The 11955-nt window shown below is 58.9% G+C and carries 11 protein-coding genes; 5 read left to right on the top strand and 6 right to left on the bottom strand.

What is annotated here, in order from left to right:
- Positions 1 to 100: 100 nt before the first annotated feature.
- The 3 genes from ABQM86_RS21130 to ABQM86_RS21140 all read right to left on the bottom strand — a co-directional run bounded on the left by ABQM86_RS21130 (position 101) and on the right by ABQM86_RS21140 (position 2744).
- Positions 101 to 1327, bottom strand: a complete 1227-nt coding sequence (locus tag ABQM86_RS21130; RefSeq protein ID WP_369746697.1) for a DUF1254 domain-containing protein — start codon at positions 1325 to 1327, stop codon at positions 101 to 103.
- Positions 1328 to 1564: 237 nt separating this feature from the next.
- The gene (locus tag ABQM86_RS21135; protein ID WP_369745512.1) at positions 1565 to 2239 is read right to left on the bottom strand and encodes a GAP family protein; all 675 of its coding nucleotides are present in this window, start codon (positions 2237 to 2239) and stop codon (positions 1565 to 1567) included.
- A 79-nt stretch (positions 2240 to 2318) separates the two neighbouring features.
- Positions 2319 to 2744: a hypothetical protein gene (locus ABQM86_RS21140; protein ID WP_280624864.1), complete on the bottom strand. Its 426-nt coding sequence runs from the start codon at positions 2742 to 2744 to the stop codon at positions 2319 to 2321.
- A 518-nt stretch (positions 2745 to 3262) separates the two neighbouring features.
- On the opposite strand from ABQM86_RS21140, the gene ABQM86_RS21145 reads away from it, so the two are divergent.
- Together ABQM86_RS21145 and ABQM86_RS21150 are read left to right on the top strand one after the other, a co-directional pair.
- Positions 3263 to 3640: a phage holin family protein gene (locus tag ABQM86_RS21145; protein ID WP_280624868.1), complete on the top strand. Its 378-nt coding sequence runs from the start codon at positions 3263 to 3265 to the stop codon at positions 3638 to 3640.
- A 5-nt stretch (positions 3641 to 3645) separates the two neighbouring features.
- A complete protein-coding gene (locus ABQM86_RS21150) occupies positions 3646 to 4482 on the top strand; it encodes a mechanosensitive ion channel family protein (RefSeq protein ID WP_280624871.1) in 837 nt (278 codons plus the stop codon).
- Here the strand turns inward: ABQM86_RS21150 and ABQM86_RS21155 are convergent.
- From ABQM86_RS21155 to ABQM86_RS21165, 3 genes are read right to left on the bottom strand one after another with little or no spacing between them, the layout of a single operon-like run.
- Entirely contained in the window at positions 4473 to 6164 is a 1692-nt protein-coding gene (locus ABQM86_RS21155; protein ID WP_369745513.1) for a SulP family inorganic anion transporter, read from the bottom strand. The two genes, ABQM86_RS21150 and ABQM86_RS21155, sit on opposite strands and share 10 nt — an antisense overlap.
- A 13-nt stretch (positions 6165 to 6177) precedes the next feature.
- A complete protein-coding gene (locus ABQM86_RS21160) occupies positions 6178 to 6441 on the bottom strand; it encodes an SHOCT domain-containing protein (RefSeq protein ID WP_280624879.1) in 264 nt (87 codons plus the stop codon).
- Positions 6442 to 6489: 48 nt separating this feature from the next.
- A complete protein-coding gene (locus ABQM86_RS21165; protein WP_369745514.1) occupies positions 6490 to 6918 on the bottom strand; it encodes a hypothetical protein in 429 nt (142 codons plus the stop codon).
- A 117-nt stretch (positions 6919 to 7035) separates the two neighbouring features.
- Here ABQM86_RS21165 and ABQM86_RS21170 point away from each other — a divergent pair, with 117 nt between their 5' ends.
- The 3 genes from ABQM86_RS21170 to ABQM86_RS21180 all read left to right on the top strand — a co-directional run bounded on the left by ABQM86_RS21170 (position 7036) and on the right by ABQM86_RS21180 (position 11675).
- Positions 7036 to 8136 carry an AI-2E family transporter gene (locus ABQM86_RS21170; protein WP_369745515.1) on the top strand — a complete coding sequence of 367 codons (1101 nt, stop codon included), beginning with the start codon at positions 7036 to 7038 and terminating at the stop codon, positions 8134 to 8136.
- Between the two features lie 93 nt (positions 8137 to 8229).
- Positions 8230 to 8724 carry a DUF1269 domain-containing protein gene (locus tag ABQM86_RS21175; protein ID WP_280624888.1) on the top strand — a complete coding sequence of 165 codons (495 nt, stop codon included), beginning with the start codon at positions 8230 to 8232 and terminating at the stop codon, positions 8722 to 8724.
- Positions 8725 to 9053: 329 nt separating this feature from the next.
- A complete protein-coding gene (locus tag ABQM86_RS21180; RefSeq protein WP_369745516.1) occupies positions 9054 to 11675 on the top strand; it encodes a LuxR C-terminal-related transcriptional regulator in 2622 nt (873 codons plus the stop codon).
- Positions 11676 to 11955 lie beyond the last annotated feature (280 nt).

Genomic DNA, 11955 nt, shown 5'->3' on the forward strand with positions numbered 1-11955 from the left:
AGACGCCTGTCTAGAGCCGTCAACAGGGCTGTTATTCCCCCGATCCAGACAACTGCTAGCAGGAGGACCAGCCCCATCGACGCCATGAAGGCCGTGTCGCTCAGGTAGCCCGGACGACGGGTTCGAAGACGTAGGTGCCATCAAGGACTGCGTCAACGGGCAGATAGATGCGGAACATGAGGTAGAAATTTTTTCCTGCAGGAGAGGGCAGCCAGTTGGCCGGTCGGTCGGGTTTTGTGGCGCTGATGGTTATGGTCAAGCTGCCGTCGGCGTCATAGATGAGGTTTTTGTCCCTATCGCCGATCTTGTAGATGTTGTGAGGGTTATCGAAGAAGTATCCATCCATGTCGTACAACGTCAAAGATGTGAATCCCAGTGATCGTACCGGTCGGATGCCGGCCGGCATCCGCCAGGTGTAGGAATGATCCCCGTTCAAGGGACCGCCTTGAGGGTCCCTGTAGAGCGTGGGATACAGGGCCTCTTCTGGTGGGAGTGCCCCGTAATAGAGGTAATTGGTCCAAGCGCGCAAGAGGTATTGCTCGCCGTAGAAAAGCCTTCCAGTGTTTCCCTTGTCGCGTGCGGCCGCGGACCAGCCCCATCCGTTGGAATTGAAAAATGAAACTCCCATAGTTTCGGCCTGTGACTGGTCCGCTGCGAAGTCGGCCAGAAACTTCCAGGACGCGGCTGTTTCTGTCAGTAAGAGTTCCCGGTCTGCGGGGTCGCGGGGCATCGTGAAACCGGCTTGGGTCAGCCCGATAGGCTCAAAGGAAGCCAGCTGGTCTCGTTGGCTCTCGGGGACAGGGGCGCCGGCCAGTATCTCGCCGGCTCCTACCCAGAATCCCTCCATGTCATTGCGACTGTCGACGAAGTTGTATTGCGGCACGGGCTCCGGATGGGCGAAGTCCATCAGTGGGGTATGGACGCCCTGAAGCCAGTCCTCTAGTGGATCGACCACGAATTGGTCTTGAATAGCCCGCACAGCGGGCAGGTCGTCCTCGTCAGCGACCAGGATCCGTCCAAGCATTGAACCGATAAGCGACGGTGAGCGAAGTTCCGTCAATCCCTGAGGAATTTCACCGTCGTAGCCAGGAGGGGTAAGAAGGAGGTTCAGGGGCCCGTAAGTCTTTGTGCGCGTGCCATATGAAGCAAAGACGTTCGTGAACGCATCATAGAAGGGCAAGACGAAATACCGATTTTCGGGAATTCCCGGAGTTTGCACAACTAGAGGTCCAGCGCTCAGGTCATAAGCGAACACTGTGTAGACCGTGTCCGTGTTCGGGGAGGGCACTGCACGGAAGGTCGCGTCAGCGAGCCCACGGAACGCCATCAAACGGTTGGCTGGGCCTTGGTAAGCCTTCTGCAGCGAAAATTGTCGGTACACCTCTGCAAGCGGCTGCGCATAAATGAACGCCTCACGTACCAGGTCCTTACTAAAGTTCGTCACTCTGTAACCCCGTCTTCTGTAATTTGCGCTTCCCACACCGGCCTGGCCGTTCGACCGATGAATATTGATTTGCCATTGTTCTCATTAGGGCTTGTGTTCGGCGGCCTCCCCGGGGCCCTTTCAGAAGTTGGATATGCCCTTGCCGATGACGGCGGTCCCAATAACGACCAGCAAGACGGACATGATCGTGCTGTTGCTGTCCACGAGCCATGTGCGCATCTTTTCCAGCCCGTTCGCCATTCGGGAACCAGCGAGCAGATATGCAACGACAGGCACCAGGACGGTAATGGCCCCGACCACGGTGAAGAACCCTATCGCGGTGATTGTTCCTCCTGTGTTCAGGCCTGCATTAGCAATAGTTGCCCCTGCCGGTATGGCGAGAAGGAGGTTCTTCGGGTTGGCCGCCGAAAGCAACAGTCCCAGGCCAACTGCCCTTCCGGCAGTCATCGACTCAATGGCGCTCATCCATTTCGGCAGCTCGGCCCGTTGGCCAGGAGCTGGCCGGCTTCGCCATTGTTTGACGGCCAGCAGAAGCAACAGGGCGCCCGAAAGGATCTTGATGATGCCAGCTATGGGCGCAGGGCCCGCGTCGGGCCCTGATTCGGGCAGCAACGCCGATAGAAACGTGAACACGGTGACAGGGACAATGATTCCCGTCAGCCACCCCAGAAGGAAGCCCACGCTTGTGCTGCGGGCCTTGGGTGAGAGCAGCATCAGGATCGCCGCGATGATCGGCACAGGGCTGACGGCGATTCCGACGGCCAGGGGTAACAGGTCACCTATGACGGGTCCCATGAGGGGTTGCTCCGTTCAGCTGTTCTGACTGATTAAATGAGTGCGGCAGGGGGTTTCTTCGGCCAGCGTTCGGGGCCGATCAATTGCATTTGATGTCGGCTGTTGCGGAGTCCTGAGCCTGCTGCAGCTTGGTCAGTTCCTGCTTTACCTCTGTGGCGGCAACGGTCAAAGAAGTTTCGTCGTTGAGGTTTTCGACCTTCTCATCGAAGGTCTTCCAGGCGTTCTCCATGTCTTTCTTGCGGTCGGCTTGAACATTTGACAGCGCGCGGTTGAGGTCTTCGTAGTTCTTCTTGATGTTTTCTCGAGCTGATTTGTACTCGGCCACCGTCGAGCTGCTCGTGAGGTTTGTTTGGGCATCCTTCACTGACTGGGTGAGGGCCGCCCGTGCGCTGCATGCTGCTTGGGCATTCTGGTCCGGTGAGGGTGAGGAGCATCCGGCCAGGGCAGCAGAGAGGCCGAGGGCGGCGGTTGCCAGCAGCCATCGGGGGGTTGATGTCGATGCCATTGTGTCCCTACTTTCTGGTTCGTGTCAGTTCGTTTCCGCTTTGCGGATGGTTCCTGGGGAGGGTGATTGGTTACTGGTATTCGGATGGTGGATTTGTGAGTAGCTCTCCGGTGTGTGGCGATTTTTCCCGTCGTTTGCCGCAGGTTGCTGCAGCACCGCCGGGTTTTCCACGTCCGGTTCGTTGGGGTCGGTGGTCCGGGAGCCATCTGAAACCAAGTTTGATGCCCGGCTTTGTAAAGTCACTCACCCTCCCGGGGTGAGAATCACCGGTCGAGCAGCATTGGCGAGCCGTTTGTAAAAGCGGATCTGTCACTGCCTACCCCCGGGTTCGCAGAGCGGGTCCCGGGTCGCAGCGGAAAACACACGGGAAGGCGGCGGAGTGGGCGGGAGACTTTTGTTCACCTGCGGGGGGTGATGCCGTTAAGGTCGCCGCTGTCCATAGTCGGAGGTATCGGCTGCCGGCCATGGACCGTGGGGCAGGGGAGAGGAAGGGGACGGGCGTGCGGTGGATTCAGAGGATGCTTCTGCAATGGCTGGTCCTGACAACAGTCCTGGTCCTTACGGCCCTCATCATCCCCAGCGTGAGCATCACTGGTGGACTCTTGGGGCTTGTCGCTGCGGCTGCGGTTTTTGGACTCACAAATGCGCTTATAGGACCGTTGTTGAGGTTGCTGACGCTGCCCTTGTCGGTGGCCACATTTGGTGTCTTCGCCCTTGTAGTGAATGGTCTTTTGTTGGGCCTGGCTGCCGGGCTGAGTCGTTTCCTTAGCGTTGGGGGGCCGGTTGCGACCATCGTGGCGGCACTGGTTGTGTCGGTTTTTAGTTCTCTCGGGTACTGGCTCATCGACAGAAACCTTGACCGCGGGGCCGCCGGACACCGGCACGGCGGAAGCTAGATCGCATGCCGTTGACCACGTCTGATCTTAATAAGCTGCTCACGTCCTCGGCGCTGAGCGGATGGGACATCCTTCTTGCCCTGGCCTCGGTGGTGGCAGGATTGGTCGCTTCTGTCTATGCCAGGCGGGCGGTCCACCATTTACTGGGCCAGCTTCAGGGGTTGTCACCAACAGCTAAAGCGCTGGGGAGCCGAGCTGTGCAATACTCCGTTCTGCTGGTTGGGATCGGGGTTGCCGCGACATTTCTCGGGGCATCTGTTCAACCGGTAATTGCCGTCACATTGACCGTCGTCACCGTTTTGGTGCTGGCGCTACGGGGCATTTCAGCGAACTTCGCCGCGGGGGTTGTCCTGCAGACGCGTCGGCCCTTGTCAGTTGGGGATGAAATTGAAGTTGGCGACTACATCGGCAGGGTTCTCGAGCTGAACGGTCGGTCGGTTGTCATCCTTACACGCGATGGCAGAACGATTCATGTGCCCAATGTGTTGTTACTGGAAGGCCCCCTGGTCAACCACTCCGAACACGGGTACCGCCGCACCGGGATACAGGTCCGCTGCACGGCCGGCGTGGAGGAGTTCGATCGCCTGCGCATCCTGATTGAAGAAGAAACGGCGGCCGTTCCAGGGGTGAGTGAGAAGCCCAAACCCAGCGTGCTCCTCGTGACCTCAGCACCCGGGGTCCTGACATTGACACTTCGATTTTGGCATGCACCATTGGCCGCACCGATCCTGACCTCGCAAGTGGTTCATGCTGTCGGTGCTGGCCTGAACAATGCGCAGGTGGATGCCGTCGTGACGTCAAACATTCCTGACCCCCCGCTGACGCCTCCCCTTCAGTTCTGAACCTCAGGAGACGGCGGGACCAGGACGAAGCCTTCGTTCGTGAGCATTTCTTGGAGGTTTGGCCGGACTCCTTCGAGGCGCAGGCTGGCGCCGTGTTCTTCCAACCGGTCTCTGGCCGCCGCGAGGGCTTCCAGGCCAGTGGTGTCGATGTCGGTTAGGGTGCTGCAGTCGAAGAGGAACGACGATGTTTCCCCGTCCGGATCAGGGGACTCGGTGAGACGTTTGACGGAATCGGTGAACCTTGCAGCATTAGCGAAAAACAGTGGCCCGATGACCCTGCCGACTACGGCAGACCTGCCTTGTGAAGGGGGAACGGGGGAGGTTTGAGCCAGATTGTCCGGTTGAGGATCCCATGATCCCGTTGACGTGTTGAGGATCTCCACTGGTGTTGCGGCCGCGTTACGGGCAAGACCTAGCAGGGCGAGGAAAAGGGCCAAAAGAATACCTCGTATTGGGCCTATCAGGAGCACCCCCACGAAGCACACGATACCGACAGTGAAATCGTAGCGATGCCGGTGCCAGAGCATGCGGAAATCGGCAAACCCGACGAGCCGGATGACAGCCACTGCCACGATGGCCCCGACTGCAGGGGAGGGGATGTGTTCCAGCAGGCCTGTTCCGAAGATCATCAACAAAATGGTCAGAACCGCGGCGATGATGGCCGGGTATTGGGTGCGGGACCCGCCCTGTTCCATCGCGGCGCTGCGGGAGGCAGAGGATCCTATAGTGAAGCCGCCGGTGGTTCCGGAAGCCATGTTGGCAGCCCCGAGTGCGAAGAGGTCCTGGTTGGGGTTTGTAGTGTATCCGTAGCGGTCGGCGTAGCGTCGGGCCAGGAGCAGCGCTTCGGCCATCCCGACGATGGTCAGGGCGGCCGCGCTGGGAAACAGCCCCATCCATTCGGACCAGGAAAGGAGCGGCAGGTTGGGGACCGGTAGGCCGGCAGCTATTGGTCCCAGCACGCTGATTCCTGCACGCTGAAGCCCGAATACCGCAACGACCGCCGATGCCAGGACGAGGACCACCAGCGGCCAAGGAACTGCTCGGCTTATCCTTCCCCCTGCCAGCAGGACGAGCAGGCAACCTAGGGAAAGAAGCACCGCGGCGGGGTTCACGGTCCCAATGTGGGTTATGGCTTCGAAGAGTTTCCCCGCGAACTCGGGTTCCTCTACCCCCTTGAGTCCTAGCATCTTGACGACTTGGCTGAGCAGGACATTGAGGGCCAACCCGCCGACAAAGCCCGCCAGCATGGGTTCTGATAAGAACGAGACAATGGCCCCGAGCTTCAGTGCCCAACACAGCAGGAACAGCACCCCTCCGACGATGGCCTGGGCAGCGGCTACCTCAACGTAGTGCGGCGAGGTCAGTGTCGCGAAGCCGATGACCGAAGCTGCCACCAATGATGAAGCCGCCGCATCGGGTGAGACTACGAGTTGCCGGGTCGAGGCGAGAAGCGCGAAAACAATCGCAGGGAAAATCAGTGAATAAAGGCCGGCTGTTGGGGGCAACCCGGCGATCTGTGCGTACCCGATATTCAGGGGTACAGCGATTGCCGTCAGCGTAATTCCGGCTGTTATTTCTTGCCGCCAGCGGAACGTAGGAAGACGAACGAGCCCGGCACCGAGCTTCAACTGCCACGCCTGATTCTTCGGGTATCCCGCGGTGTCGACGGTCGACTGTTCCAAAGGTCGTGCCATCTCAGCTCAGCAACCGGGCCTTGGCTGCTGTGAACTCGGCCTCGCTCAACCCGCCGCTGCTGTGAAGGGTAGCCAATTGCTGTAAAGCGTTCAGCAGCTTGGTCTGCTTGTCGCCTGGAACCGGCCCTTCATCCGCTGCGTTGGGGTGGGACTGGGTCACATGGCGTGCTCCCTTGCGAAGCGGGGCACCAATCCTCTCATAGGGGTTTGTCACAGGCGCAAAGGACCCGAGAAGCCCTGGCCGGTCTGCACGATTGAAAGTCATTTTCAACTCCTGGGCGGGGGGACAGGCGGGACTAAAGCAGTTCATCTGTCAGCTGGCAGCTGTTTCATCAGCTTGAAAGGCCCTGACAGTTACGTCGTGGGGGATTCTGGCATGCAGCGGGGTGAACCCGTTAGCGTGCTCCACTTCCTGAAGTAGCATCCGCGCCCATCGATGCTCAATGACGGCGACCAGCGCGGTCTCCTCGGACCTGACGAATTGGACAACAAGGTTCAAGTCAGCCTCGCTGAGAAGGATCATGGGGCGGGGGTCGATGATCAGTTCGGACCATTCCGGTCCCAGCCCATCATCGAGGTCCGTGACCATTACAGAATCCGGATCTTTGCGGCTAACCAGAACGACGTCGATAAGCGCAACACCGCCGTATTGGACCGCGTCGCGGAGTGCTTCCACCACCCGTTGGCTTATTGCATGCTGCGGGAAGACGCAGACAATGACCTCCACGGGACCGACTTTCACCAAGGTCGCCTCCTCCGCTGCTCGGTGTTACCACTTGATCATCAGCCGTGAGCTCCGCCGGCATCCTCACCCAGGCAGGGTGATCTCTTTCAGTGATGCACCCCGAGACACTGAAGTGTGGAATCCGTACCTTCCAGGTCATCGACGCTCCCTCGGGCCGGCGCGATCCTCTTGTCCTTGGCCGGTGCCGTCATCGTACTGGGCGGCTTGAAAGCTGCCGCCGACATTGCAGCGCCGATGCTCCTGGCGCTGGTGATTTCTTTGGCGCTGGCTCCGCTGCGTGGCAGGCTCTTATCCCTCGGAGCGCCGGGTTGGCTGGCAACAACGGCTACCTTGTTCGTCCTGGTCCTCGTTTTCCTGGGGTTGGGATGGGCTTTTTTCCTCATGGCAACGCAATTGACAGAAATACTGCCCGGCTATGAGAAGCAGTTCAGTTCTCTCGTGGCGTCACTGACTGCGGCTTTGGAGAGCGCCGGCCTCACCGAAGGTGCCGTGGAAGCGCTCCGCGGATCGGTCCAGTTCGGTCACATCACAGCTTTTGTCCTGGAGATCCTGGGAGGAGCCGCGGCGATTCTCTCAAACCTGGTGTTCCTGATCTCGCTTCTGCTGTTCATGAGCCTGGACACGCCAGGGTTCAGCAACGGATTCCGCCGTTTGGGTCCTCAGCACGCACGTATCGTGGAGCCGATGCGGACTTTTGCCCGGGGTACCCGCAAATACTTGGCAGTCTGCACTGGTTTCGGCGCCGTCGTAGCCTTACTGGACGTCGGATTGCTCTACCTGCTGGATATCCCACTGCCTTGGTTGTGGGGTCTCCTGGCATTCATCACCAACTTCATACCCAACGTAGGCTTCCTCATCGGCCTCATGCCCCCGGCACTCCTCGGGCTCCTGGAAGGAGGCCCCGCACGAATGATCATCCTCGTCGTGATCTACTGCGTGATCAATGTCCTGATCCAGACAATCATTCAACCCCAAGTCGTAAACAACGCTGTCGGATTGAACAACACCGCTTCCTTCCTATCCCTGGTCCTCTGGACATGGATCCTCGGTCCCATCGGAGCCATTCTCGCTGTCCCTATGACCTTGCTGTTCATCGCTGTCCTGGCAGGAAATGACCCCAGAAACAAATGGACAACCATCCTCTACGCCCCGGACACAGGACCAAAAAAAACCATCCAGAACCAAACGCCCGAAGAACTCACCCACGAAGGGTGATACGCGTTCCCCGGCGAAAGGTCAGCGTTAGAGCTAGCTGACTGGTCAGCGCTGGTACTCATGAAGCGGGAATTCGTCTAGAAAGGAATGCCCATGGCAACTCTGTCAGTATGGAAGTTCGATGAAGTAGATGCCGCACAGCAGGCAGAACGGGTCCTGCTGGACCTGCAAACAAAGGGACTGATCCGTGTGCACGACGCAGCGGTGGTGTCCTGGCCGGAAAAGGCGAAAAAGCCAAAGACGAGCCAGTTGAACAACACGGTAGGCGCAGGGGCTCTCGGTGGTTCATTTTGGGGCTTCCTTTTCGGTTTGATGTTCTTTGTCCCTCTCCTCGGTGCCGCCGTTGGAGCGGCCACCGGGGCCTTCAGCGGGGCGCTCAGGGACGTCGGAATTGACGACACGTTCATCGACCGGGTTCGGGAAAAAATCAAGCCCGGTACATCAGCCCTCTTTGTCATGACCTCCCAAGCGGTCACAGACAAAGTCAGAGAAGCGTTCACCGGGACCAAGGGAGAGCTGTTGGAAAGCAACCTCAGCCACGTCGATGAAGAAGCCCTTAAGGTGATGTTCGATTCAGACGAAAACTAGCTAACTCTTCCGTCATCCACGCTGCTCCTGCAGGCAGGCGGGCTTTGGAGGTTGCTCCGCCTGACCTGCAGCACCGAAGGCAGAGCGCTGATCACCAATCCAAGAGACTGGTCCATAGAGGCGCCTGAGCCCGGACCGGTAGCCAAGGCGTAGCAACCTTGCGGATGTGGACGAGGCCCCAAGTCCGACACACTTGCTGGCCTCCCGGGCCTGGATAGGTCACACTGGGCTCACCAAAGAAAGCAGACTTTTCCCTCGGGATGAGTAGCCGTGGGAAATCTGAGGGGTATGGAATGCACATACACGATTTGACGGTTTTGAGAGACAAAGTGAGGCCGCCGAATGCGGCCGTTGACGAACTTCCACGCCCCCGCATCATTTCAACCCTTTCTCAGAAGCTGACAGCTGGCCGTGCTGTGGGGACCATCATCGGTCCCGAAGGGTACGGCAAAACCGTTACGGCCGCTCAATGGGTCCGGCACGCCGGCGCCCACACGGTGACGGCGTGGCTGTCCCTGGATCCGGGTGATGACGAGCCCGACCGCTTTTGGTCGCTTCTGACCAGCTCCTTTGGGTTTGCCCTCGGAGGCGCCGCCTTGCCGAGCCCGGATGTAAGGGATAACGCCTTCCTAGACACAGTGCTGATCCAGCTGTCCGATGTTCCGGGAACGGTGGTACTGGTGCTGGACGGGTGTCACCAACTACGCAATCCGAGCACCCTGCAGAATCTTGACTATTTGATTCATCACGCACCGGAGAATCTAAGGTTCCTCCTTGTTGGACGGGCGCTGCCACCGGTGCCCGAGCTATATAAACTTCACGCAGCAGAGAACGTTGTTGAAATCACCCGTGCTGACCTCGATTTTCGCCGCAAAGAAGTAGCCTTGGCTACAAAAGCTACTCCGTTGAACATCGATGCCCTGTTGAAGAGCACTGAAGGTTGGCCGGCCGCTGTCATACTTGCTCTCCGCCACGCCGCTGTCGGCAATACCACCCCGGATGCAGCCGGCAACGATCCGCTGATGGAAAAACTCATCGAGCCACTCTTCACCTCCTATCCGAGGGATGTGCGGTGGTACATGACCGTCATGTCCGTGTTGGAAACGTTCACCGCGGAAGACCTCACCCACGCCTTCGTCGGGGCACATGGGGAAACACTTATTGAGACTGTCCGCACCCAGAGCGGCCTGTTGGGCTCAGAGACTGTCGCGGGTATCAAAACTTATCGCCTTCACCGACTCCTACAGCAATATTTGAGCACCAACGCCGACCCTGAGCTTTTGCCCGTTCGTGCACGGATGAGCCGGTGGTATCAGCAGACAGGTCGACATAAGGACGCCCTTCGCCACGCAGGTCGAAGCCAGGACCCAGCGTTGCTGCGTTCCTCGGTAAAGAACTCCGGACTCCCTCTGCTCTGGGCAGGCGAATTCACAACCCTTACAGCTTTGATCGATGAGATCGGACCTGCAACATCGGCGGAACTGACTCTGCTCAAAGCACAGGTGGCTTTCTTGACCGGCATCATGGAACCAGCCAAAGCGTGGCTCCAGAAATGCGCCGCAGCAGCGGACATCCCACAACTTGATCCGGTTTTCGAAGCTCTGCACCACGTTTTGCGCGCCCAAATCTCACTGGCGGAAGGCAAGACTGAAGAAGCCCTCCGCACCCTCCAACAGCTACCCGATGCGCCCGATCCCGACATGGACCACTTCGTCACCCGGATCCGTGCCTCAGCTCTACTTGTCCTGAACCGTAACGAGGAAGCACGAGCAGAAGCCGAGTATGCAAAGGCCCTGGAAATCAGAAATCCCAACCCGGTCGTCGTGATTGACGCTCTTTCGCTCACAGCGGCAATCGACTGCACCCAAGAGCTCTTTCGTGGGGCGAAGGAAAACGCCGACCAAGCACTCCTCCAAGCGGAATCTGCAGGACTGCGTTACAACGCCCGAAGCAGACCAGCCCGGCTCGTGGCCGCGTGGTGCGCGTACCAGCAGCTATCCGATGCCGAAGCCGCCTACCACAACGCCTTCGTCGGGTTGGGGCCAACCGTGGCCCCCGCCATTGGACAGTCGTCGGCAAAGCTGGCTTTGATTCTTGACTGGCTCCAAGGGGATCAATCCAGCGATGAGACAGCATTGGAGTTACTCGACAGGGTACGGCATGACATGTCCCAAGAGGTGCCGCCCTGGGACGTTGCTATCAACGCGCTCCAGGTGTCAGAGATGTTGTTGACCCTAAAGAGGTACGATGCGTTGCATCAGTTGAACTTGGACTTGCGGAGGCATCAAGGCATCACCGGAGAACTGCACATCATCTCTGCGTGGAGACTCCTACGCACGAACCGCTTGGAGCAAGCCAGGAAACTGTTGGCTCCCGTCAACAAAGGCTTTGTTCAAAGCCAAAGCGCCCTCGGGCAGATCACCGGCCTGGCACTGGCCGCGCATATTGAACTTGAAGAGGAACGACCGTTCAAAGCAAGGGAATATCTTTTGGCTGCGTTGGAATTAGGAACGAGGCACGGTATTTCCCGGGGACTGCACTTCGCCGGGCCCCTCGTGCGGTCGGCCCTTTTCCGTGAGCGCCACCACTTCTTAGCTCACGAAGAACTGATCAGGACTCTGGAGCGGGCCACTACAGCCACCCCATCGGCAGGAACCACGCTGCTGACACAAAGGGAACGTCAGATGCTCGCGCTCCTCCCCACCTTCGCTACCACGCAGGAACTGGCCAATGACCTACAAATATCCCCGAACACTGTAAAAACACACATCAAGGGCATCTACCGGAAGCTGGGCGTCACCAATCGACGCGAAGCAATCAAAGCAGCCGAACACTTAGGACTCCTTAGACGCCACAGAACGCCAGAACGACGATTGCTCTCCAAAGGGGCGAGTGAACACAGGTTCGGCGCACACGGCCCTTCCCAAAACGAACACCAAGTCGAGCTGTAAGACAGCCAATGGCCCACACCCGTTCCGGTTGCTGTGTGAGCCTGTTGATGCGTCTCCCCTACGGTGTAGGCCTCTGTTCGCCGACGCCGGCCTCCGCCGTCAGGATCACTTTCACTCCTAAGTCCCAAGTGCGTTAGATCAGTGAAGGTGCATCCGTTCCAGCCAGTGAGCAGTACCGAGACCTTGCCGCTGGGCCGGAGGTCCGCCGACGGTGAGCTCTGGAAAGCGGGCGAGGGGACCACCACCCTGGTGCGCGCATTAGCTGTCGGGATCCGCAGGA

Origin of the sequence: Paenarthrobacter sp. AMU7 (assembly GCF_041200195.1) — a bacterium.
GTDB lineage: Bacteria > Actinomycetota > Actinomycetes > Actinomycetales > Micrococcaceae > Arthrobacter.